The sequence below is a fragment of the Serratia proteamaculans genome, assembly GCF_004684015.1.
Taxonomy (GTDB): domain Bacteria; phylum Pseudomonadota; class Gammaproteobacteria; order Enterobacterales; family Enterobacteriaceae; genus Serratia; species Serratia proteamaculans_F.
The window spans coordinates 352,404-376,342 of sequence record NZ_SRIA01000004.1 but is presented as its reverse complement, the minus strand read 5'-3'; the positions used below and the strand labels follow the sequence as shown (position 1 = coordinate 376,342).

The following is a 23,939-nucleotide window of genomic DNA, read 5'->3' as shown; positions in this document are numbered from 1 at the left end:
TAACGGCAAATTATTTTCACACCAGATCAGCTGACGCATATCTCACAAAAGGCTGAAATTTAGAGAGTTATCTCGCGACGTGCATTCTTCGGGCGAAATGCTGCTACCACAGTCGGCTCAGTTTCCACATAGGGCCCCTCAAGCAACTGAATGCAGTACGGCACACTGGCGAAGATACCATGCACCACCACCTTGCCCTGCTCGTCCTTAACCCCTTCCAGCGTTTCCTTGATCGACTTGGGTTGCCCCGGCAGATTGATGATCAGCGCCTGCTTGCGAATAGCCCCCACCTGACGTGAAAGAATGGCCGTTGGCACATAGTGTAGGCTGATCTGACGCATTTGCTCGCCGAACCCAGGCATCACGCGATCGGCAATCGCCAGCGTGGCGTCCGGGGTCACATCACGGCGCGCGGGCCCGGTTCCCCCCGTGGTCAGCACCAGATGGCAGCCCATTTCATCCACCAGCTCACACAGAGTTTGTTCGATCAACGTCTGCTCATCGGGGATCAGGCGGGTTTCCAGCTTAAAAGGAGTGGTCAGCGCACCCGTCAGCCATTCCTCCAGCGCCGGGATGCCTTTATCCTGGTAAACGCCGCCGGAAGCGCGGTCAGAAACAGAAACCAAACCAATACGTAATATGTCCATGCGTAACCTCTACAGCCTGATGGGGTTCGGACGGGTTCGCTTCCCGCCCTATTTTCAATCTTGAGAGTATAAAGTGTCTGCCTGCCTGCGGGATCTGCAAGCATAAAAAAAGGCGGCCTAAGCCACCTTTTTCTGCGCTGATTGCCGGAATTACAGCAGGTCGGCGATCATTTTTTCCAGCTTGCCCTGGTCTACGGCAAACTTGCGGATACCGTCGGTCAGTTTCTCAACTGCCATTGGATCCTGGTTGTGCTGCCAGTAGAACTCAGGCTCGGTCAAAGCGGCAGGACGTGCTTGCACTTCGCCGGTGTAAGCCAGTTTACGCTCCAGCGTGCCTTCGCTCTCTGCCAGCTCTTTGAGCAGTGCAGGGGCGATGGTCAGGCGGTCACAACCGGCCAGCTCGATGATTTCGCCGACGTTACGGAAGCTGGCGCCCATCACCACGGTTTTGTAACCGTGCTGTTTGTAATACTGGTAGATCTCGGTAACGGAAACCACACCTGGGTCTTCGTTTGGCGCGAACTCTTTCTTGTCGCCATTGGCTTTGTACCAGTCGAGGATACGGCCAACAAACGGAGAAATCAGGAACACACCGGCTTCGGCACAGGCACGCGCCTGAGCGAAGGAGAACAGCAGTGTCAGGTTACAGTTGATGCCTTCTTTTTCCAGTTGCTCCGCAGCGCGGATACCCTGCCAGGTAGAGGCCAGTTTGATCAGGATGCGATCGTTGCTGATGCCGGCATCGTTGTACAGTTTGATCAGGCGCTTGGCCTTGGCAACGCTGGCGACGGTGTCGTAGGACAGACGCGCGTCCACTTCGGTGGAAATGCGGCCCGGAACCAGTTTCAGGATTTCCAAACCAATATTCACGGCCAGCTTGTCGGCGGCATCGGCGATCTGCTGTTCGCGATCGCTGCTCTGCTCGCGTGCCCAGGCAATGGCTTCGTCAATCAGTTTGCGGTATTCAGGAATTTGGGCTGCATTGAGGATCAGCGAAGGGTTGGTCGTAGCATCTTGCGGTTGATACAGCTTCATAGCCGCGATATCGCCCGTATCTGCAACCACGGTAGTCAGTTGGCGCAGGGAAGTTAATTTATCGGTCATGTTGGCATTATCTCATCGTGTGTGCATGAACTTTTGGCATCGTTCAACCATGCCCTGCCCTGATAATAACATGCGCAAGGCCCGGTGCAAGGCTGGAAAATCACGCCCCGGCGGTGCTGGTTTTATCCTTGAGCGAGCAACCGTTTACGCTGCTATCTTTCGTCATTCCCGAGCCGATGAAAAGGCAATAACGTGCTATCGCTTGAATAAATTATGTTAAATTCGCGAAAATTAATGCAATAGGTTTCGAAATCTGAGAAAAATCTCAATTGCTCGGAACCGGGCTGGTTTCAGCTAAGCTCTTGTAAAAATTCAGTCAATATATTTTCACCCGCGGTGGATATGACGCGGTGCGCTTCAAATTTCAACAAGGAGGGATCCGTGACGGACCTGATAAACTTTATAAATAATATTTTGTGGGGTTCGGTACTGATTTATTTGCTGCTCGGTACCGGTATTTATTTCACCCTGCGCACGCGTTTTATCCAGGTTCGCCATTTCGGCCACATGTTCTCGCTACTGAAAAACAGCAACAAGAGCGACAGCGCGGGTATCTCCTCCTTCCAAGCCTTGTGCACCACCCTCGCCGCTCGCGTCGGTACCGGTAACCTGACCGGCGTGGCCATTGCCCTCACCGCCGGTGGCCCCGGTGCCATCTTCTGGATGTGGGTGGTGGCCTTTATCGGCATGGCCACCTCCTTTGTCGAAAGCAGTCTGGCACAGCTCTACAAAACCAAAGATGACCAGGGTAACTACCGCGGCGGCCCGGCCTATTATATGGAGAAAGGGCTGGGCATGCGCTGGATGGGAGTGCTGTTCTCAATCTTCCTGATCATCGCCTTCGGCCTGGTGTTCAACGCCGTACAGGCCAACTCCATCGCTCAGGCTTCCGCCGTCGCCTTCCACGCGAAACCGCTGTATGTCGGTCTCGGCCTGGTGATCCTGAGCGGCATCGTGATCTTCGGCGGCATTCGTTCCGTGGCTCGCGTTGCCGAACTGGTGGTGCCAGTGATGGCTGCTGCTTATTTACTGCTGGCCCTGTGGGTGATTGGCCATAACATTGAGCATATGCCGGCGATCCTCTCGCTAGTGGTTAAAAGCGCCTTCGGCCTGCAGGAAGCGGCGGCCGGTGCCGTCGGCTACGGCATTTCACAGGCGATGACTCAAGGCGTGCAGCGCGGCCTGTTCTCTAACGAGGCCGGTATGGGTTCTGCGCCCAATGCCGCGGCCTCCGCCTCACCTTATCCGCCGCATCCAGCCTCTCAGGGCTACGTACAAATGCTCGGGGTGTTTGTCGACACTATCGTGATTTGCAGCGCAACCGCCGCCATTATTCTGTCTTCGGGCGTGTTGGATCAGCCGGTAGACAACATCAGCGGTATCGACATGACCCAGCGTGCGTTGTCCGCTGCCGTCGGCAGTTGGGGCTCACCCTTTGTCGCCATCGCCATTTTCTTTTTCGCCTTCACCTCGATTATCGCCAACTATGCCTATGCCGAGAGTAATCTGTTGTTCCTGGAGCATAACCACCCGGCCGGCCTGCTGGTTTTCCGTTGCGCGGCACTGGGCATGGTGATGTTTGGTGCCATGGCCGAACTGCCTGTGGTGTGGAAAATGGCCGATACCTCAATGGCTTTGATGGCCATCACCAACCTGACGGCGATCCTGCTGCTGTCTCGCGTGGCGCTGAAGCTGGCTAATGATTACCACCGTCAGCGAACGCTGGGAAAATTGCCCACTTTCGACGCCAACCGCTTCCCTGAGCTGAAATCCCAGCTAGAACCGGGCGTGTGGGATAAAAATTAATTCTTTGCGGGCGCGTCAGACACGCGCCCTGCCTATCAGACCCATTGACCCTTTTTCCCGCGCTTTTTGCTACAGTAGCGGTTCTTGGAAAAACAGGATCTGGCCATGCTCGTTATTATTTCACCTGCAAAAACTCTTGATTACGAAAGCCCACTGGCAACCGAACACTTCACCCAGCCGGAACTGCTGGATAAATCGAAGCAGTTGATCAAAATCTGCCGCGATCTGACGCCGGTACAAATCTCCAAGCTGATGGGCATCAGCGATAAACTGGCCGGCCTGAACGCCGCTCGCTTTGGCGACTGGCAACCGAAATTCACCCCGGACAATGCCCGCCAGGCCCTGCTGGCGTTTAAAGGCGACGTTTATACCGGGCTGCACGCACAAGATTTTAGCGAAGATGACTTTGATTTCGCTCAGCAACATCTGCGCATGCTGTCCGGACTGTACGGCGTGCTGCGCCCACTCGATCTGATGATGCCTTATCGTCTGGAGATGGGTATCAAGCTGGAGAATGCCAAAGGCAAGGATTTGTACAGCTTTTGGGGTGAGCAAATCACCAAAAAACTCAATGAAGCGCTGGAGCAACAGGGTGACGATGTGGTGGTTAACCTGGCTTCCGACGAGTATTTCAAATCGGTGAAACCGGCCAAACTGCACGGCGAGCTGATTAAACCGGTGTTCCTCGACGAGAAAAACGGCAAATACAAAGTGATCAGCTTCTACGCCAAGAAAGCGCGCGGACTGATGAGCCGCTTTATCATCAAGAATCGCCTGACGCAGCGCGAGCAACTGCTTGATTTCAACCTGGAAGGCTACGCGTTTGACGAGGCCAATTCCCAAGGCAACGAACTGGTGTTCAAACGCCCCGAGCAGTAATCACCCGCCCATAAAAAAAGCCGTCGCAATGACGGCTTTTTGCTTTATGTGGCCATGAGGATCAGGCTGGCAACGCCATCAGGAACTTACGCAGTTCGCCAAAGCCGGCGGGCAGATTGTGCGACAACAGCGGCAAATCAGCACGCAGCGCCAGCGCCTTCGGCAGTGGCAATTCCTGACCGAGAATTTCCTCGACGCTCTCTTTGAATTTGGCCGGATGTGCAGTACCGAGGAACAAACCAAACTCCCCTTCCTGCAACTGGTCACGCAATGCGCGATAAGCGATTGCTGCATGCGGTTCGGAGAGGTAACCCAGCTTCGCCAGCTCACGCATAGTGTCTTTGGTGGTTTCGTCACTGACCGTGGCATGACCCAGTTCTTTCAACTGCCAGATCTTACGACGGAACAGCTCTTCGACCCGCGGCCAGTTGTTCGGCTGGCTGACATCCATCGCATTGGACAGCGTTGCCACCGTGGCATGAGGCTGCCACTGACCGTTAGTCAGGAAGCGCGGCACGGTGTCGTTGGCATTGGTCGCGGCGATAAAACGCTTCACCGGCAGGCCCAGAGACTTGGCCAGCAGCCCGGCAGTCAGATCGCCGAAATTGCCGCTTGGCACTGAAATCACCAACTGGTTGCGTGCTTCCTGTGGCAATTGCGCTACCGCTTCGAAGTAATAACAAATCTGCGCCAGCAGACGGCTGATGTTAATCGAGTTGGCCGAGTTCAGGTGCAGAGCTTCTTTCAATTCCTGATCGTCAAATGCCTGCTTCACCAGCGCCTGACAGGCGTCAAAATCGCCATCGATTGCCACGGTGTGAATGTTGCCACCCAGGGTGCAGAACAGTTTTTCCTGCAACGGGCTGATTTTACCCTGAGGGTAGAGGATCACCACGCGGACATTCTTCAGACCGTAGAATGCATGGGCCACCGCCGCGCCGGTATCCCCGGAGGTCGCGGTCAGGATAGTGACCGGCTGATCGCCTGCCACTTCCGCCAGCATTTGCGCCATAAAACGGCCGCCAAAGTCTTTAAACGCCAGCGTTGGGCCGTGGAACAGCTCCAGGCAGGCGATGTCATCTTCCACTTGCGCTACCGGTGCCGGAAACTCAAAGGCCGCCGCCACGCGCTTATGCAATGCTTCTTCAGAAACTTCATCGCCAATAAATGCCGACAGGATACGGCTGCTGCGCGTGACAAAATCCTGTTCCAGCAGATGGTCGATTTCGGTCAGTTCAAACTCCGGCAAATCCAGCGGGAAAAACAGCCCTTGCTGTTTGCCCAGGCCCTGTTTGATCGCCTGTGTGAAGCTGACCTGCTCGTTATGATCCTTAAGGTTGTACAGTTTCATGCGTTATCCCAGTAGTCGTGCGCCTGCGGTATCCAGGCGGCAAATATGAACAAAACCTTCGTCGTTTTGCAGATAGTGATTAGTCAACCAGTCGGCCATGCGTTGCGCCGTTGCACCGTCATCACAAACGGCGAACAGCGTCGGGCCGGAACCGGAAATACCGCAAGCCAAAGCACCGATATCCTGGGCGGCTTTGCGTGCGTCGGCAAAGCCCGGCAACAGGCGGGTGCGATACGGCTCGGCAATCACGTCCTGCATCAGCTTGGCGGCCAGGCGCGGCTGTTGGGTATGGCAGGCATGGATAAAGCCCGCCAGATAGCGACCGTGGCTGATGCAGTCCTGACGACGATATTGCGCGGGCAGGATCGCACGCGCTTCGGCGGTGGATACCTTGATGCCCGGGTAGGCCATCACCCACAGCCAGTCTTTAAAGCATGGCACTTCCTGGCTGATGAAGCCTTCTTCTTCCAACATCAACTGCAGGCCGCCGAGGTAGCAAGGCGCCACGTTATCGTAATGCACGCTGCCGGAGATGCGGCCTTCCAGCTCGCCCATCAGGCCCAGCAACGTCATTTTATCCAGTGGGCGGTTGCAGAACTCATTCATCGCCATCAACCCGGCGACCACCGAGCAGGCGCTGGATCCCAGCCCAGAACCGATCGGCATATTTTTCTCGAGTCGCATCGCCACCGGGATCTGCTGACCGATCTCCTGGCAGAAGCGCTCCCAGCATTGGTAAACGATGTTCTCTTTCGGATCGTCCGGCAGTTTGCTGACGAAGCGACCGGCATTTTGCAAACTGAACGCTTCGGCGGCCTCTACACTGACGCAGTCGCCCAGCAAGGTCCCGTCGATCGGCGACACCGCTGCACCCAGAACGTCGAAACCGACGCTAACGTTACCAATTGAGGCCGGCGCATACACCTTAACCATATTAAACTCCCAACTTCCATGACAGTGTGCGCAACAGGTCGGCAAACACCCCTGCGGCGGTCACATCGTTACCGGCACCGTAGCCGCGCAGCACCAGCGGCAATGGCTGATAGTAGCGGCTGTAGAAGGCCAAGGCGTTCTCGCCGTTCTTCACTTTATACAACGGATCGTTGCCGTCTACCGCATCTATACGCACCTGGCAGCGGCCATTTTCGATAGCTCCGACATAGCGCAACACCTTACCCTGTTCGGTGGCATTGGCCACGTTGCGGGTGTACTCCTTATCCAGCTCCGGCAGGCGCGCCATAAAGGTTTCCACGTCACCGGAAGCGTCAAAGGACGGGGGCAGCACCGACTCCACCTCGATATCCGCCAGTTCCAGTTTGTAACCCGCCTCACGTGCCAGGATCAACAGCTTGCGCGCCACGTCCATACCGGAAAGGTCGTCACGCGGATCCGGCTCGGTATACCCTTTGGCTTTGGCCTCCAGGGTCGCGGCCGACAGCGACATGCCCTCATCGAGCTTACCGAAAATAAACGACAGCGAACCAGACAAAATACCGGAGAAGCGCGTCAGTTCGTCACCGGCGTTCAACAGGTTTTGCAGGTTTTCTATCACCGGCAACCCCGCACCGACGTTGGTGTCGTACAGGAACTTGCGACGTGAACCGGCGGCGGCGGTGCGCAGTTGTTGGTAGTAGTTCATCGACGAAGTGTTGGCCTTTTTGTTCGGCGTCACCACGTGGAAACCGTCGGCCAGGAAATCGGCGTATTGATCGGCCACCGCCTGGCTGGAGGTGCAATCGACAATCACCGGATTGAGCAGGTGATACTCCTTCACCAGGCGGATCAGGCGGCCAAGGTTGAACGGCTCCTGCGCGCCGGCCAATTCATCGCGCCAGCTATCGAGCGCGATGCCGTGTATGTTGGTCAGCATGGCGCGGGAATTGGCGATGCCGCACACCCGCAGATCGATATGCTTTTGCTTCAGCCACGGCTGCTGACGGTAGATCTGCTCGATCAACGCGCCGCCCACGCCGCCGACACCGATGACAAACACCTCAATCACCTGATCGGTGTTGAACAACATCTGGTGGCAGACGCGAACCCCGGTGGTCGCCGAGTCATTGCTCACCACCACCGAGATGGAACGTTCTGAAGATCCCTGAGCAATCGCGACAATGTTGATATTGGCACGTGCCAGCGCAGAGAAGAAACTGGCTGAAATACCGCGCAGGGTACGCATGCCATCACCGACCACCGAGATAATCGCCAACTGCTCCATCACGTCCAGCGGCTCCAGCAGGCCGTCTTTCAATTCAAGATAGAACTCGTCTTCCAGTGCGCGACGGGCACGCTGCAGCTCACTTTGCGGCACGCAGAAGCTGATGCTGTATTCGGAAGAAGACTGGGTGATCAGCACCACCGAAATCCCGGCACGCGACATCACGGCAAACACGCGCGCAGCCATGCCGACCATGCCCTTCATCCCCGGACCGGAGACGTTGATCATCGCCATGTTATTGAGATTGGTGATGCCCTTGACCGGATTTTCATCATCCAGGTTTTCAGCGCCAATCAGCGTGCCGGGCGCCTGCGGGTTGGCGGTATTTTTGATCAGGCAAGGGATTTGGAACTGGGCGATAGGCGCGATAGTGCGGGGGTGAAGTACGCTGGCGCCGAAGTAGGAAAGCTCCATAGCCTCCTGATACGACATCGATTTCAGCAACCTGGCATCTGGCACGGTGCGAGGATCGCAGGTATAAACGCCGTCGACGTCAGTCCAAATCTCGCAACAGTCGGCGCGCAAGCAGGCAGCCAGCACGGCGGCGGAGTAATCGGAACCGTTACGGCCCAGCACCACCAGTTCCCCTTTGTCGTTACCGGCAGTGAATCCGGCCATCAGCACGATGTGATCCGCCGGGATCGCTGCGGCGGCGATGCGCAGTGTAGATTCGGCGATATCTACCGTGGATTCCAGATAGTGTCCCTGCGCCAGCAGTTTCTCTACCGGGTTGATCACCGTAACCGGGAAGCCTTTGGCACGAAACACCCCTTCCATGATGGCGATGGAGAGCTTCTCACCGCGGCAGATGATAGCCGCATTCACGCTGTCCGGGCATTGCCCCAGCAGCGCAACACCATGCAGTACCTGTTTGAGCTGGGAAAACTCCTGGTCCACCAGCGTCTTGAGACGATCGTATTCAAAGCCGGGCAACGCCTGTGCCAGGCCGCTTAGCAGGTCGGCAAAGATGCGTTCTGCATCGCTCATATTTGGCAGAATGTCCTGCCCCGCTACCGTTTTATCAATCATCGCCACCAGGTGGTTGGTGATTTTAGCCGGAGCGGACAAGACCGTGGCCACCTGTCCCTGACGTGCGTTACTTTCCATGATGTCGGCGACGCGCAGAAAACGTTCTGCATTCGCTACCGAGGTTCCGCCAAATTTCAGCACTCGCATTTCTTATCTCTCCCGAATTTAAGCCGAAAAAAAAGCCCGCACTGGTTAGGTGCGGGCTTTTTTCTTTTGTTTCCTGTACGCGTCAGCCCGCCCCGTTACCTGTGGTATCGGTGGTGGTAATAATTGTTGTGTTCAGGCTGATATTTCGCATTTTGTCTGTCTGTCTCATTAAATACTCTGTCCCCTCTATTGGTTAAAGCAATCGCTATCTCAAGTCAAATTATTTCTTGTTTTTGCTTGTTTATTGCCCAACGCAACAACTGGGCAATGCGACAGTCGAAAAGCCAAATGACAGAATAAAAAGACAGACAGGCGGCAATTTTGCAGTGGATAAAACTGCTTAACCGACCATGTTTACGGGTATCACTTTGTCAGTTTTTTTTCGATGTCATGCAGTAAAGTATGCAACATTGCCGTATCGCGCTGCTGCAAGGCGCCAAGTCGCTGGTGTAACCAATCGCGTAATTTTTGATCGTCGTCTACACCCAATGCCCCCAGCAAACCATCAGCACGTTGTCGCAGTGCTTTAAGCTGGCCTTCATTAGCTACCGGCTCCTGCGGTGCGCTAACGTTCATCAGCTCCGACAATTGATAGCAATACACCATCACCGCCTGGCCGAGATTCAGCGAAGGGTAATCTGCCTGCATCGGCACACCCGTCAACAAATCGGCCAACTCCAGCTCTTCATTGGTCAGGCCCGAATCTTCACGGCCAAATACCAATGCTGCCTGCCCCACCCACTGACTGCGCTCACTCAACTGACCCAACAATTGCTGCGGCGTACAGTAATAATGGAAACGCGCGCGGCTGCGAGCGGTGGTGGCGACGGTGAAATCCACGTCCGACAGCGCCTGCTCGAGAGTGGCGAAAGTCTGCACGCCGTCGAGGATATCCCCCGCCCCATGAGCCACCCAGCGAGCCGCCGGCTGCAGGTGCGCTTCGCTGTCGACAATGCGCAACGAAGTGAAGCCCATGGTTTTCATTGCCCGCGCCGCTGCGCCGACGTTTTCCGGCCGTGCCGGAGCCACTAAAACAATATGAAGCTGCATCAATACTCCACTGAATGAGGGATCGCGTATTTTTGACTGTTTGGGATAGTCTGATTATATTTACATCTGCGCAACAATAATCCCGAAGTTCATGATAGACAGGGTTAAATGGGTTATTGCCCCGATAAATTGCGCGTAATACATATTATTGCTACTTATGTTTTACTGTGCTTATTAATCAAAGCGTTAAAGAAGCCCTTTATCAATAAGCCAATAATTCTACCTCAATAGGTGCCACAATGCTGAATCGAACACAGAATTTAGGCTTCTGTGACTTAAGCTGGCATTTCTGTAAGTGTTTTTCACAAAACTGTTAACGTGCTACAATTGAATTTGATATATGTCAACAAACCTTAGTTTTGTTGGGTGATGAATTCGGTGCGCACTGTTATATTGCTGTTAATACGGTTAGGATATGCACCGTTTTGGCACCTTTGGGGATGTAAGGAATAGCGCCCCAACCAAGCTAGCGATCTTGTTGACATGGGATGGAAAGTGCATCAAGAACGAGTTTACGTACTTTAGTCATTTGGTAGAAGGGAACGTGAGCGCTAATCTCTGCCCTCCGCTATGAAAACAAAGACTTCTGTACTTCCTATTTTCTATTTTGTTGGCAATTTTAGGTAGCATATATGCAGACCCCGCACATTCTGATTGTCGAAGACGAGTTAGTCACTCGTAACACCCTGAAGAGCATTTTCGAGGCGGAAGGCTACGTTGTTCATGAAGCCAATGATGGTGCAGAAATGCACAACATCCTGTCTGAAAATGATATCAATCTGGTTATCATGGACATCAATCTGCCAGGCAAAAATGGCCTGCTGCTGGCGCGCGAACTGCGCGAACAGGCCAGCGTTGCGCTGATGTTCCTGACCGGCCGTGATAACGAAGTTGATAAGATCCTCGGCCTGGAAATCGGCGCCGATGATTACATCACCAAGCCATTTAATCCACGTGAACTGACCATTCGCGCGCGCAACCTGCTGTCACGCACCATGAACCTGGGCAGCGTCGGCGAAGAACGTCGCCTGGTTGAAAGCTATAAGTTCAACGGTTGGGAGCTGGACATCAACAGCCGCTCACTGATCAGCCCTGCGGGCGAGCAATACAAACTGCCACGCAGTGAGTTCCGCGCCATGCTGCACTTCTGCGAAAACCCGGGCAAGATCCAATCCCGTGGCGAACTGCTGAAGAAGATGACCGGCCGTGAGCTGAAGCCGCATGACCGCACTGTGGACGTGACCATTCGTCGCATCCGCAAGCACTTCGAATCGACGCCGGACACGCCGGAAATCATCGCGACTATTCACGGTGAAGGTTACCGTTTCTGCGGCGATCTGGAAGAGTAAGACCTCCTCCCGCGTTAAAATATTTGGGGTTCCGCAGAACCCCAGATTTTATTTTGCCTCACCCCAAGGGATGATCGGCACGGCGCTCAGCGCATTCTTCGGTGAACCATCCACCACACGGTCTGAGTAGCTCAGATAAATCAAGGCATTACGTTTTGCATCATAGAAACGTACCACCTGCAGTTTCTTGAACACCAGCGACGTCCGCTTCTGGAACACCACCGTCCCTTCCGCCTTGCCATTCTTGATTTTATCGTTCAGTTCAATCGGCCCAACCTGTTGGCAAGAAATGGCGGCATCCGCGGTATCTTCCGCTAATCCCAGTCCACCTTTGATGCCACCGGTTTTTGCCCGGCTGATATAACAAGTTACATTTTTAACATCAGGATCGTCGAACGCTTCAACCACAATTTTATGGTCCGGACCAAAGAGTTTAAATACTGTATCCACCGACCCAACCTGTTCGGCCTGCGCGTTATTTACCGTTGCGCAAACCAAACCAAACAAAAATAACCATCCTTTTTTCATTCACTTAACTCCAGCAGCCTAAATCCTAAAAAAGGGTACAGGCAATCAATATTGTTTATGTTTTAGGTCACAGAATAACGATCTTTCTAGTCCGCACCGATCTTTTTAGCACAGAGCGTGAAAAAAATCTTTGAGAGTCTCGGAGGAAAAAAATTGCTATTATGCGGCGTCGTTATTTCTTTGCGCCCGTTTAAGGTGTACCCCCGTCCAACCCTTGCACGACCCACTGCAAGAGGCAAAGAGTGCTACGCAAAATGGCTCATGGATTGGTCTGATAGCGCAAGCACCAGCGTAATGAATAAACAGTTCGGGTCCCTACCCTAAAGCTCTACGAGGAAGATCTATGGATCAAGCCGGTATCATTCGTGATCTGCTTAGCTGGCTGGAAAGCCATTTGGACCAACCTTTGTCACTGGACAATGTGGCGGCCAAAGCAGGTTACTCTAAATGGCATTTACAACGGATGTTTAAAGATATTACCGGTAACGCCATCGGCGCTTATATCCGGGCAAGGAGATTATCCAAGGCTGCGGTGGCGCTGCGTTTAACCAGCCGACCTATTCTGGATATAGCCTTACAATATCGCTTCGACTCGCAGCAGACATTTACCCGCGCATTTAAAAAACAGTTTGCGCAAACACCGGCACTGTATCGCCGTGCGGAAGACTGGAACTCATTCGGCATTTGTCCGCCAATCCGCCTGGGTGCCTTTACTCTGCCGCAACCTGAATTTGTCACGATGCCGGAACAGCAGCTGATTGGCCTGACGCAAAGCTATTCCTGTACGCTGGAGCAAATTTCCCACTGTCGTACCGAATTGCGGTCACAGTTCTGGCGCCAGTATCTGGGCGAAGCAGACTCGTTGCCGCCGGTGTTGTACGGGCTGCACCATTCGCGTCCGAGTCAGGAAAAGGATGACGAGCAGGAAGTGTTGTACACCACAGCGCTGGAACCGCATCACGTGCCGGCGAAAATTCAGGCCGGACAGCCGTTGGTTCTACAAGGTGGCGAGTATGCGATGTTCAGCTATGAAGGCCCGGCTTCTGGCCTGCAGGACTTTATTCTGACCGTCTATGGCACCTGCCTGCCGGCACTCAAACTCACGCGCCGTAAAGGGCACGACATTGAGCGCTTTTATCCCAAGGGTGACCGCCGGCCACCCCAACCGCCGACCGAGATCAACTGCGACTATTTGATCCCGATCCGCCGTTAACGCTGCAGTTCATCCAGCGCGGGCGTGTCCAGATGCGTGACATCGCCCGCCGTTTCGACGATCCAGCCAGAAGCCAACCAGGGGCTCTGTTGATGATCGACTCGCGACAGTGAACAGTTGCGTAAACGCAGGCGGCGCTCGGCATAGGCCGGTAGCCCGAGCACGGTACTGATCAGACAGCCTAAAGCGATGCCATGGCTGACAATCAGTGGTTTGCTGCCCTCAGGCAACATCAGGCAACTTTCCAGCGCCTCACGCATCCGGTCGCCCAGCTCGCTCATGGATTCACCTTGAGGGATGCGGCCATCGGCAGTACCATCGACCATCTGCTTGCGCCACTGTTCTTCCTGCGGCGTCAGGCTGTCGATTAAGCGTTCTTCCAGCACCCCCATATGCAACTCACGCAAACGTGGATCGTTTATCACCTCGCAGCCGCAAGCCTCTGCGATGATTTGTGCAGTGCGGCGGGTACGCCCCAGATCGCTGGTAATCACGTGCGTGATGCCTTGTTTGCTGACGCGCTGGGCAACCAGGCGAGCCTGATGTTCACCGTTAGCGGTTAACGGGCTGTCCGACTGACCCTGGATGCGACGAGCCGCATTCCATTGTGTTTCGCCGTGGCGAACGAGGTATACCTGTAACATTTTGCTTTTCCGTTATACTGCGTGAAACCTGAGTTTATCGTCGTCAGATGCCGCTCGCGCAAGCGTCTGACGTACTGAATAGGCTCTTAGCTTAAGGATGCCAAACCCGTTATGTATCATGTTGTCGCTGCAACTACCAACCCGGCAAAGATCAAGGCTATTCAACTGGCCTTTGAGGACACTTTTGGCCTGGACCAATGCCGCATTGAATCGGTCGACGTCGCCAGTGGCGTTTCACTGCAACCCATAGGTAATCTCGAAACCCGCACCGGTGCACGCCAGCGTGTTATGGAAGCACGGCAGGTACGCCCGGAAGCCGACTTTTGGGTCGGCGTGGAGGCAGGAATCGAAGAGAATATGACTTTCGCCTGGATGACGGTGGAAAACCCGCAGACCCGGGGCGAGTCGCGCTCAGCCAGCCTGATGCTGCCGGAGACGATTTTACAGGGAATTCGCGCCGGCCGCGAATTGGGCAGTGAAATGGCAACCATCACCGGCAATGCAGAAGTGAAACGCCAGGGTGGCGCTATCGGCATCTTTACCGATGGGCGATTGAGCCGCACCAGCGTTTACCATCAGGCTTTGCTGCTGGCACTGGTCCCTTTCCACAACCCGATTTACCAGAACCACAACAACGCGTCACAAAAATAAGCCCTGCCGGGCGTGGCGCTACGGTGCCTCGCCCAGCAACTGCTGTTCCAGCCACAGCTTTAACGCCGGGGTCGCTGCCTTCAGGCTGTTGGAACCGCGAGTGATGGTGGCAATTCCCGCCCCCAGTTCGTTCTTCAGCTCACGTTGGCTCATCTCACCGCGCATCAATTCCTGGATAATCCGTACCCTGGTGCCTAAAGCCGTACGTTCGTCCGGCGTCAACAACAGTTGCATCAGCGGTTGATGCAGATCCTGGGCAAACGAATTCTGCAGCAACGCAACAAAGCGCAGCCAATCCTCATTACCTTGTTCTGAAAGAGCCGGGTCGTTAAGCGATAATTGCGTCATGGCAAGCCACCATACTATTTAACTAGTACAGCAGCATACCATAGCGACGTCAAAATCAATAACGCCTCTGCCACTCGGCATCAGTCAGCACTTTAGCCGGCCGATGCATGAGATAGCGATAAAATGCGTCGTAAGCCAACACGTTTTTCACGTAGGAACGGGTTTCCGAGAACGGGATGCTTTCGACAAACGCCACGGCATCAACCCGCCCTTCACTGTTGCCCAACCAGGTATTCACCCGAGATGGACCGGCATTGTAAGCCGCCGATGACAGGATCCGGTTACGGCCGAACTGCTGGTACACGTACTCAAGATAACTGGTGCCGATAGTAATGTTGACACGTGGATCAAGCAGTTGGCTCGGGCTGGTATAACCAGGAATATTGTACATCTGCACCGTGTGCTGCGCGGTACGCGGCATCACCTGCATCAGGCCGCTGGCGCCCACCGGCGATTGCGCTTTCGGGTTCCAGGCACTCTCCTGACGGGCGATAGCCATGGCATAACTTGGCGTTATCCCTTTGTCTTCGGTCGCGGCACGGAACTCTTGCGGCCAGGCCACCGGGAAACGTTCTTCAAGGTGATCCCACATTTTGCCGACGATAGTTGCCTGCACGCTGAGATCGGCCCATTTCTGCTCGAAGGCGTAACGCGCCAACGCTTCCTGTTCCGGACGGCTACGACTGGCCACAAAGGAAGTCCACTCGCTGCGCGCCAGGTTATCCATATTCCAATACATCAGCTCGCGCACCCGGGCAATTTCCGGCCCGTCCACTAACGAAGCGCGGGGTTTCGCCGCCACCGCCACCATCACCGGGTAAGGGGTATTCAGTTTCTGCGCCGCCACCATCGGGTAGAAGCCACGCTCGGTCATCAGCCGCCGCAGGATCTCTTCTCCTTCGCTGCGTTTGCCTTCGTCGAGCAACATGCTCGCACGCCAGTAACGCCATTCATCCTTATTACGTGACTCCGTGGGCAAACGGGCCAACCAGGTTGCTACGCCCTGGCGATCGCCGTTGCCCAACGCCATACGCACACGCCGCTCCAACAGTGCCGGCGACTGGCTACGCAGGATCACCTTGTCGCGCCACTGGGTCTGTTCAAAGGTCGCATCGCTGCCCATCAGGCGCCATGCCACCGCTTCCTCCAGCCCCAGCCGCTCGCTGTCGCTCATTTTCTGCAGCCGGGCAAGGGTCGGGATCATCGCCCGGGCGTTTTCCGCATCCTGACGTGCCAGACGTTCGAAGGCGATACCGGTCGCTGCGCGGGTAAAGTCGGTCGGCCCCACACTGCGGGCAAAGGACTCGACCGTCGTGGGATCGTTTTGCAGACGCACCAGGGCATCACCCATGGTTTGATAATCTGACGGCAATTGGCGGTAGAGGCTGTTCACCAGGCCACTGTTGCCCTCTTTCAACGCCAGCTTCATACGTTCAAGAATAGCCGACGGCGTTTGTTTACCGGCCCCCTGCCAGACGCTGAACAGTTTGTCACAGGCCCCCGGCAACGATTTACCGCTCATCCAGATGTCGTCGACGCCGCTCCAGGCCGCTTGCTGATCGCCGGTGGCCCATTTGGCGTAATAGTAATTACAGCGCGCAGCAATAGGCTTCGGTGGCTGCGGGCTAAAGCTCAACAGGGTGCGCCAGTCTTCACGCCGCGCCAGCTCATTCACAAAGCGTGGAGCCAGCGATTTGGCCGGCGGCAGCGTCGGATGCTGCTTGATAAAGTCATTCACCTCAGAGAACCCGGCCTGGCTGAGATCTTGTGTCAGCTCACGGTATTCCAGATAAGGGTAAAGCGGGTAATCACGCAGCGTCGGCATCAATTGCGCCACTACGTCCATCTGATTGCTGTCCCACGCCTGCTTAATCTGCAGGTAACGCTGACGCTGAGCGTCCAACGAGTCCGCCAATGCGGCGCTTGAAAATGCCGTCAGGCACAGGCTCACAGCCAAAAACCGCCACTTGTCTACCTTGACCATACTGACTCTTTCCTCGCTAATGCTGATGGTGTTGCCAGAGCCGTTTCACCCCGTTGCCGCGCTACGCCAGCAGCCAATGGACGGTGAACCCGGCTCTCCGAGTATTTCGCGCTCTGTCGTGGGATAACGTCTACCCGGCACACCAGAGCAAAAAGGGGAGCACTGAGCAACCCGCTCAGCCGTCTATCATAGACAGCAGGATCGCTTATCCATTCACTACTGTAGAAGAAGTTTATCGTCACGATGGGCTTCAGGTAAAAAAGGTTTACCCTTGCTGACAAATCAATTAAAGCCGGCGACAATTTTGCCGTATTAATCATTTCATCCTGGGTTAAACACTAACAACCGGCCGGATCTTCGATTATTAATCCCCAACGCCAATATAAAATTAAGCCATTTGAAATTATTAGCCATCATAGAATTACGCCATCAAAGCGATGGGCTGAAAAGTTGCGCAAACCGCCAGAATCCAGGCCTGACGCGCCAACTTTGCAGAAAACGCCTGGCAAACCCCGGTGGTCGTTTTTATACTGTTAAAAAAGGGTAAGATAATTCCGAGAAAATGGCACATAAAGCGCGCAACAGGGATATCTTATAATACAATCCGCGCCAATTATGGGTTAGATAGTGTTCATCAGGCAGTGCGATTGACAGTTTTCAGCAAGATAATTATCCCTTCGACCGGGTCAGGCTTCTCATCGTTATGTTGCCGCAACAGTACTGCGGACGTGGGCAGGAATAGCAGATGAAGATGGCAAAAAATGCCGCGTTGTTAGTGACCTGCGCAAAAAACTCATTCACGAGTTTCCTTTGCGCACGTCTGGACAGCGGCCGCCTGTTATCGTTGATTCTGCTCGCCCTGTTGGCATTTCCCGGTTTGGCCCGCCCCGAGACTGGCGATCCCCAAAAGAATCGCACCCATGCCGTCACTACCGTAGTGGTCGGCATCATCAGCTATGCCCGCTGGCCCAGCGAACCTAACCCTATCCGGCTGTGCGTAACGGCACCGACACAATATGCCGACGGACTGTTCGATCCCATCCTGCTCAGCGCACCCAGGCCAATAAAAGCCGAGCGCATCGCTTTCGACAGCCCACTGCTGAGCACCGGCTGTGACGTGATCTATTTGGGCAATATCAATGCCGGCCAGAAACAGAATTTCATACAGCGCATTAGCGGTCATTCAATTCTCAGCATCAGCGAGAACGATGCGGAGTGTTCCGCCGGCAACGCATTTTGCCTGCAGTTCGAGGGGGACGAGGCCAGTTTTAAAGTAAACCTTGATGCATTGGCACGCAGCGGCGTACGCGTTCATCCTAACGTGCTGCAACTGGCACGCAAACCGGTGCCGCCGCTATGAAGTGGTTGCGCAAGAACCGATCGGGGCAGTCACGCCCGACGCTGGGGCGGGTGCTGCAACGGGTGCATCTTGGGCTGGCGCTGATTGCCGTCGGCACCGCCGGGATTTTCCTGACGTTGGTCGCGCTGTTTGCGCTGCGCGCTTATGCCAACCATAACCTGCATCTGATTGCGCGCTCCATCAGTTATACCGTCGAAGCTGCCGTGGTGTTTGAAGACCGCACCGCCGCACGTGAGGCGCTGGTATTGATCGCCTCCAAAGAGGAGGTATCGGAAGCCAGAATTCTGAATAACAGCGGCAAAGTGCTCGCCACCTGGCGTCACCCCAAAGATGGCCCGCTGCACGGTATGGAACAAATCGTGGCCCACTGGGCGTTGCCAGAGCCGGTGATCCTGCCGATTACTCATGAAGGCAAACAGGTCGGCAAAGTTTGGTTGCTGGGCCACGGCGGCAGCCTGCTGCGTTTTCTGTTGCGCGGCATGATCGGCATGATCGCCTGTCTGGTACTCAGTACCCTGTGTGCTCTGGTGCTTTCCCGTCGCATGCTGGTGGGCATTGTCCGTTCTCTGGATGACATCGCCAATGTAGCGCATGCGGTTCGTCGCGATCGCGCCTTTGGCCTGCGAGTGCCGTCGGCGCCGATTGCCGAACTGCATGAGCTGAGCATCGACTTTAATGGCCTGCTCGATGAGCTGGAAGCCTGGCAGGCGCACCTGAAACAGGAAAATGATTCACTGACTCACCGGGCAACCCACGACAGCCTGACCGGTTTGCCGAACCGCGCTTTCTTTGAAGGCCGTCTGAGCCGCAGTCTGGGCGACATTGGACCGACCGAAAAACTGGCGGTGCTGTTTATCGATGGCGATCGCTTCAAGGAAGTTAACGACAGTTACGGCCACGCCGCAGGCGATGTGGTGCTGACGACCATTGCCGGGCGTATTCGCGCACAACTGCGTGAAAGCGACCTGGTGGCACGTTTGGGAGGTGATGAGTTCGCCGTATTGTTGGCACCGGTCCACACTACGGAAGATGTGCTGCAGATTGCCGATAACATTATCGACTGCATGACCCAACCGGTGATTTTGCCGAGCGGCGAGGCGGTGATCTCGTCTCTGAGTATCGGTATTGCGCTTTACCCCGAGCATGCGGTAACGCCTCAGGGGCTATTGCACGAAGCTGACGATGCGATGTACCAGGCAAAGCATCGTTATAACGGAGGCTGGCGGCTGGCAATACAAAAATAAAGCCCCGGCTAAATAATAAAACTAGGGATTTTGATTATGATACAGCAAACACTAAAAAACCGTTTTTCACTGCTGGCGATGATGTTTATCGCCCTGCTGGCCCTTGCCGGCTGCCAGAGCAAACCTCAGGGCCTGACGCCCGAGCAAATTGCCCTGTTGCAGTCGCAAGGGTTCAAGCTGACGGATAACGGCTGGGAATTTGGCCTGTCCGACAAGGTGCTGTTTGGCAATAACATCGGCAAGTTGAACCCGGAAAGCACCGACACGGTACAAAAAATGGGCCGCGCGTTGATGAGCGTCGGCATCACCAAATTCCGTCTGGATGGTCATACGGATAATTACGGCGAAAAAAGCTATAACGACCAACTTTCACTGCGCCGTGCCGACGCCGTAGCGGATCTGCTGGCCAGCGTGGGTATTCCACGCGCCAACATCGAAACCCGCGGCATGGGCGAGCGCGATCCCGTGGCCGATAACCGTACCTCCAGCGGCCGGGCTGAAAACCGCCGCGTCGCAATTGTCGTCACCCCTTAAGCGACCAATATGCGCCTTCACCGGCGCATAAAGGGTTATACTTAGCGATCGCTGTGTGATGTCTGGGATCCGCTTTCGAAACGGGCTACACTCGGCCACCAGACATCCTATAAAAACTGATATAGAGAGGCAGAGGCACCGTGGCTCAATACGTCTATACCATGCATCGCGTCGGCAAAGTGGTTCCGCCGAAGCGTCACATCCTGAAAAACATCTCGCTGAGCTTCTTCCCTGGCGCCAAAATTGGCGTGCTGGGTCTGAACGGCTCGGGTAAATCCACCCTGTTGCGCATCATGGCCGGCATCGATACCGATATCGAAGGTGAAGCTCGCCCGCAACAAGGGATCAAGATCGGTTACCTGCCACAGGAACCGCAGTTGAACCTCGAACATACCGTTCGTGAGTCGGTCGAAGAAGCACTGGCGGAAGTGGTCGGGGCGCTGAAACGCCTTGATGAAGTGTACGCACTGTACGCCGAAGAAGGTGCCGATTTCGACAAGCTGGCCGCTGAACAAGGCCGGCTGGAAGAGATCATTCAGGCCCACGATGGCCACAACCTGAACACCCAGCTCGAGCGTGCCGCCGATGCGCTGCGCCTGCCGGAGTGGGACGCGAAAATCGCCAACCTTTCCGGTGGTGAACGCCGCCGTGTCGCCCTGTGCCGCCTGCTGCTGGAAAAACCGGACATGCTGCTGCTGGACGAACCGACCAACCACCTGGATGCTGAATCCGTGGCCTGGCTGGAACGCTTCCTGCACGACTTCGAAGGCACCGTAGTGGCCATCACCCACGACCGTTACTTCCTCGACAACGTGGCCGGCTGGATCCTCGAGCTGGACCGTGGCGAAGGTATCCCATGGGAAGGCAACTACTCTTCCTGGCTGGAGCAGAAAGACGCTCGTCTGGCGCAGGAAGCCTCTTCCGAAGCTGCACGTCGCAAATCCATCGAGAAAGAGCTGGAGTGGGTTCGTCAGGGCGCCAAAGGCCGTCAGTCCAAAGGCAAAGCCCGTTTGGCCCGCTTTGAAGAGCTCAACAGCACCGAATACCAAAAGCGTAACGAAACCAACGAACTGTTTATCCCACCTGGCGCACGCCTGGGCGATAAAGTGGTTGAAGTCAGTAACCTGCGCAAGTCTTACGGCGATCGCCTGCTGATCGACAATCTGACCTTTGCCGTACCGAAAGGCGCCATTGTTGGCATTATCGGCCCGAACGGCGCCGGTAAGTCCACGCTGTTCCGCATGATGTCCGGTCAGGAGCAACCTGATTCCGGCGAGATCGTGCTGGGTGACACCGTCAAACTGGCCTCGGTCGATCAGTTCCGTGACAGCATGGATAATTCCAAAACCGTTTGGGAAGAAGTTTCCGGCGGACAGGACATCATGCGTATCGGCAACACCGAAATGCCAAGCCGTGCCTATGTCGGTCGCTTCAACTTCAAGGGTGTCGATCAGGGTAAACGCGTCGGCGAATTGTCCGGTGGTGAGCGTGGCCGTCTGCATCTGGCCAAGCTGCTGCAGGTTGGCGGCAACGTATTGCTGCTCGATGAACCGACCAACGACCTGGATATCGAAACCCTGCGCGCGCTGGAAAACGCCCTGTTGGAATTCCCAGGTTGCGCGATGGTTATCTCGCACGACCGTTGGTTCCTTGACCGCATCGCCACCCACATTCTGGATTATCAGGATGAAGGCAATGTGGAATTCTTCGAAGGTAACTTTACCGAATACGAAGAGTACAAGAAGCGGACGCTGGGCGCCGAAGCGCTTGAGCCACACCGTATCAAGTACAAACGAATCGCCAAGTAATCCCGGAAAGCGCCGCATGCGGCGCTTTTTTTTATTCCCACGCCAGCTCGCGGGCATAATCGTCAAACACCGGGTGCTGTAATACCACGTCGATAAAACAGGCCAGCGCCGGCGAATTCAGCTTGCGGCTTGGATAAACCAAATACAGCTCATTACCTTCCGCCTGCCATTCCGGCAACACCTCTACCAGTTGTTTCTGCGCCACCACCTCGCGGCTGAGAAAAGCCGGTAGCAAGGTGATACCCGCACCGGAAATCGCACATTCCCGTGCATACAACAGGTTATCGGTGATATGCCGCATCGGCAGCTGCCAACGAAAATACTCGTCGCCCCGACGCAGGTTCCAGACCGGCCAGGAGCTGTGTGCAATACAGCGGTGCTGCTGCAACTGTTGCGGGTCGACAATCGGCGGGAACTGCGCCAGATAGGCCGGTGACGCCAGCAAATAGCGTGGCGCATGCCCCAAACGCCGACCAATCAGGGAAGAGTCCTGAGGCTTACCGGTACGAAGCGCGGCATCGAACCCCTCCTGCACCATATCCACCATCGCATCAGATACCGACACCTCCAGCGAAACATCCGGATATTGCCGCTGGAAATCCGCCGCCAGCCGCGCCAGCAAGGTCGCCCCCAACCCGGCGGGGGTTGAGATGCGCAATCGCCCACTGGGGTTATCACGCAGCCGTTGCAGCGCCAGATCGGCCCGTTCGGCAGCGGACAGCATCTCCTGGCAGTGTTCCAGATAACGTTCGCCGGCAAAGGTCAGATTGAGCTGGCGGGTGGTGCGGTTCAACAGCCGCAGGCCCAGCATCTGCTCTAACTGGCTAATGCGCTGGCTGACGCTGGACTTTGGCAAGGCAGCACGTTTGGCGGCGGCGGTATAACTGCCACATTCGGCCACCAGCGCAAACAACGCCATATCCTGAAGCTGTTTAAACCTCATTGTTCACCTCAGACGAACACTTAGTTAGTTATTGTCCATCTTATCATCAACTGCCAACAGGTCTACACTGAGGGTATTCATTCGAAAGGAGCACAGTCATGCCGATTAAAGCCATTGCCGTAGACCCTAAAAACCCCGCCAACTTCATTGAAATCAGCCCGGAAAAACCCACCCCAGGCCAATACGACCTGTTGGTGGAAGTTAAAGCGGTGTCGGTTAACCCGGTGGATACCAAGGTCCATGCCGGTCTGCAAAAAAGCGGCTTGCAGCAACCCCGTATTCTCGGTTGGGATGCCAGCGGTGTGGTGGTTGAAGTGGGCAGCAGCGTCAGCGGTTTCAAACCCGGTGATGAAGTCTGGTACGCCGGTGATATCACTCGCCCAGGCAGTAACAGCACCCATCAGTTAATTGACTCGCGTATTACCGCCCATAAGCCAAGCAGCCTGAACTGGGCTGAATCCGCCGCCATGCCGCTGACCGCCCTGACCGCCTGGGAAGCGCTGTTCGAGCATCTGAAGATTCAGGATGCCGCCCCCGGCAAAACCCTGTTGATTATCGGCGGTGCCGGTGGCGTAGGTTCGCTGGCTATCCCCTTTGCCGCGCAGCGCAGTCAGGTGAAGGTGATTGCGACCGCCTCACGCCCAGAGTCCTCGGCCTGGTGCCTGGAACGCGGTGCCGATCTGGTGGTGGACTACCGCGATCTGAAAGCCAATCTGGCACAGCAGGGCATTGAAAATGTGGATTATATTCTTTGCCTGAACGACACCGACGGTCACTGGAAAGCAATTTCCGATCTGATCGCGCCAATGGGCCATATCTGTACCATTGTCGAAAATGCTCAGCCATTGGACCAGAGCGCTCTGAAGTTGAAAAGTGCCGCGCTGCACTGGGAATTGATGTTTACTCGCAGCATGTTCACCACGCCGGACATCGCCCAGCAGGGTGAGATCCTCAAGCAAGTGGCGCAACTGCTGGATGAAGGGAAACTGAGCACCACCCTGAGCGAAACCTTGCAAGGGCTGACGGTAGATACCCTGACCGCCGCGCATAAAAAACTGCTCGATGGGCATATGCAGGGCAAACTGGTGATTGTTTACTGATG

Annotated in this window: 22 protein-coding genes and 1 other annotated feature; of the genes, 10 read left to right on the top strand and 12 right to left on the bottom strand. The window is 55.3% G+C overall.

Annotated elements, in window-relative coordinates:
* Positions 1-59: 59 nt before the first annotated feature.
* Together mog and tal are read right to left on the bottom strand one after the other, a co-directional pair.
* Positions 60-647 carry a molybdopterin adenylyltransferase gene (gene mog / locus E5C26_RS03345; RefSeq protein WP_135315055.1) on the bottom strand — a complete coding sequence of 196 codons (588 nt, stop codon included), beginning with the start codon at positions 645-647 and terminating at the stop codon, positions 60-62.
* Between the two features lie 150 nt (positions 648-797).
* Positions 798-1,751 (bottom strand): transaldolase, encoded by a 954-nt coding sequence (tal, locus tag E5C26_RS03340; RefSeq protein WP_135315054.1) that lies wholly within the window; start codon positions 1,749-1,751, stop codon positions 798-800.
* Between the two features lie 381 nt (positions 1,752-2,132).
* On the opposite strand from tal, the gene E5C26_RS03335 reads away from it, so the two are divergent.
* On the top strand, positions 2,133-3,557 hold the full coding sequence (locus E5C26_RS03335; RefSeq protein WP_135315053.1) for an alanine/glycine:cation symporter family protein: 1,425 nt from the start codon (positions 2,133-2,135) through the stop codon (positions 3,555-3,557).
* Positions 3,558-3,662: 105 nt separating this feature from the next.
* On the top strand, positions 3,663-4,436 hold the full coding sequence (gene yaaA / locus E5C26_RS03330) for a peroxide stress protein YaaA (protein ID WP_135315052.1): 774 nt from the start codon (positions 3,663-3,665) through the stop codon (positions 4,434-4,436).
* Positions 4,437-4,497: 61 nt separating this feature from the next.
* Here yaaA and thrC read toward each other — a convergent pair whose 3' ends face one another.
* From thrC to E5C26_RS03305, 5 genes are all read right to left on the bottom strand, one after another.
* Positions 4,498-5,787, bottom strand: a complete 1,290-nt coding sequence (gene thrC, locus E5C26_RS03325; RefSeq protein WP_135315051.1) for a threonine synthase — start codon at positions 5,785-5,787, stop codon at positions 4,498-4,500.
* Between the two features lie 3 nt (positions 5,788-5,790).
* Positions 5,791-6,720, bottom strand: a complete 930-nt coding sequence (thrB, locus tag E5C26_RS03320) for a homoserine kinase (RefSeq protein ID WP_135315050.1) — start codon at positions 6,718-6,720, stop codon at positions 5,791-5,793.
* 1 nt (position 6,721) lies between these two features.
* Positions 6,722-9,181, bottom strand: a complete 2,460-nt coding sequence (thrA, locus tag E5C26_RS03315) for a bifunctional aspartate kinase/homoserine dehydrogenase I (RefSeq protein WP_135315049.1) — start codon at positions 9,179-9,181, stop codon at positions 6,722-6,724.
* Between the two features lie 25 nt (positions 9,182-9,206).
* Positions 9,207-9,325, bottom strand: a sequence feature (Thr leader region).
* Positions 9,264-9,332 (bottom strand): thr operon leader peptide, encoded by a 69-nt coding sequence (gene thrL, locus E5C26_RS03310; RefSeq protein ID WP_071998276.1) that lies wholly within the window; start codon positions 9,330-9,332, stop codon positions 9,264-9,266. It overlaps the preceding feature by 62 nt.
* Before the next feature lie 212 nt (positions 9,333-9,544).
* Positions 9,545-10,231: a tRNA/rRNA methyltransferase gene (locus tag E5C26_RS03305; protein ID WP_135315048.1), complete on the bottom strand. Its 687-nt coding sequence runs from the start codon at positions 10,229-10,231 to the stop codon at positions 9,545-9,547.
* A 632-nt stretch (positions 10,232-10,863) separates the two neighbouring features.
* Here E5C26_RS03305 and arcA point away from each other — a divergent pair.
* Entirely contained in the window at positions 10,864-11,580 is a 717-nt protein-coding gene (arcA, locus tag E5C26_RS03300) for a two-component system response regulator ArcA (RefSeq protein ID WP_004949989.1), read from the top strand.
* Positions 11,581-11,628: 48 nt separating this feature from the next.
* Here the strand turns inward: arcA and creA are convergent, their stop codons facing one another.
* Positions 11,629-12,108, bottom strand: coding sequence for a protein CreA (gene creA / locus E5C26_RS03295; protein WP_135315047.1), 480 nt, complete (start codon positions 12,106-12,108; stop codon positions 11,629-11,631).
* A 343-nt stretch (positions 12,109-12,451) separates the two neighbouring features.
* Between creA and robA the strand changes: the two genes are divergently transcribed.
* On the top strand, positions 12,452-13,321 hold the full coding sequence (gene robA, locus E5C26_RS03290; RefSeq protein ID WP_135315046.1) for an MDR efflux pump AcrAB transcriptional activator RobA: 870 nt from the start codon (positions 12,452-12,454) through the stop codon (positions 13,319-13,321).
* Here robA and gpmB read toward each other — a convergent pair.
* Positions 13,318-13,965 carry a 2,3-diphosphoglycerate-dependent phosphoglycerate mutase GpmB gene (gene gpmB / locus E5C26_RS03285; RefSeq protein WP_135315045.1) on the bottom strand — a complete coding sequence of 216 codons (648 nt, stop codon included), beginning with the start codon at positions 13,963-13,965 and terminating at the stop codon, positions 13,318-13,320. The two genes, robA and gpmB, sit on opposite strands and share 4 nt — an antisense overlap.
* 111 nt (positions 13,966-14,076) lie before the next feature.
* Between gpmB and yjjX the strand changes: the two genes are divergently transcribed.
* On the top strand, positions 14,077-14,616 hold the full coding sequence (gene yjjX, locus E5C26_RS03280) for an inosine/xanthosine triphosphatase (RefSeq protein WP_135315044.1): 540 nt from the start codon (positions 14,077-14,079) through the stop codon (positions 14,614-14,616).
* Positions 14,617-14,634: 18 nt separating this feature from the next.
* Here the strand turns inward: yjjX and trpR are convergent, their stop codons facing one another.
* Together trpR and sltY are read right to left on the bottom strand one after the other, a co-directional pair.
* Positions 14,635-14,964, bottom strand: a complete 330-nt coding sequence (gene trpR / locus E5C26_RS03275) for a trp operon repressor (RefSeq protein WP_135315043.1) — start codon at positions 14,962-14,964, stop codon at positions 14,635-14,637.
* 55 nt (positions 14,965-15,019) lie between these two features.
* Positions 15,020-16,948 (bottom strand): murein transglycosylase, encoded by a 1,929-nt coding sequence (gene sltY, locus E5C26_RS03270; RefSeq protein WP_135315042.1) that lies wholly within the window; start codon positions 16,946-16,948, stop codon positions 15,020-15,022.
* 745 nt (positions 16,949-17,693) lie between these two features.
* Between sltY and E5C26_RS03265 the strand changes: the two genes are divergently transcribed.
* The 4 genes from E5C26_RS03265 to ettA all read left to right on the top strand — a co-directional run bounded on the left by E5C26_RS03265 (position 17,694) and on the right by ettA (position 21,894).
* A complete protein-coding gene (locus E5C26_RS03265; protein WP_135315041.1) occupies positions 17,694-18,308 on the top strand; it encodes a YfiR family protein in 615 nt (204 codons plus the stop codon).
* Complete coding sequence (locus tag E5C26_RS03260) at positions 18,305-19,552, top strand: diguanylate cyclase domain-containing protein (RefSeq protein WP_135315040.1); 1,248 nt, start codon at positions 18,305-18,307, stop codon at positions 19,550-19,552. Before E5C26_RS03265 ends, E5C26_RS03260 begins: the two co-directional genes overlap by 4 nt.
* A gap of 36 nt (positions 19,553-19,588) precedes the next feature.
* Positions 19,589-20,086, top strand: coding sequence for an OmpA family protein (locus E5C26_RS03255; RefSeq protein ID WP_135315039.1), 498 nt, complete (start codon positions 19,589-19,591; stop codon positions 20,084-20,086).
* A 140-nt stretch (positions 20,087-20,226) separates the two neighbouring features.
* Entirely contained in the window at positions 20,227-21,894 is a 1,668-nt protein-coding gene (gene ettA / locus E5C26_RS03250; protein WP_135315038.1) for an energy-dependent translational throttle protein EttA, read from the top strand.
* Positions 21,895-21,925: 31 nt separating this feature from the next.
* Here the strand turns inward: ettA and E5C26_RS03245 are convergent, their stop codons facing one another.
* Positions 21,926-22,837 (bottom strand): LysR family transcriptional regulator, encoded by a 912-nt coding sequence (locus E5C26_RS03245; protein WP_135315037.1) that lies wholly within the window; start codon positions 22,835-22,837, stop codon positions 21,926-21,928.
* 98 nt (positions 22,838-22,935) lie between these two features.
* Here E5C26_RS03245 and E5C26_RS03240 point away from each other — a divergent pair, with 98 nt between their 5' ends.
* Positions 22,936-23,937, top strand: coding sequence for a zinc-binding alcohol dehydrogenase family protein (locus E5C26_RS03240; protein WP_135315036.1), 1,002 nt, complete (start codon positions 22,936-22,938; stop codon positions 23,935-23,937).
* The last annotated feature ends 2 nt before the right edge of the window (positions 23,938-23,939 follow it).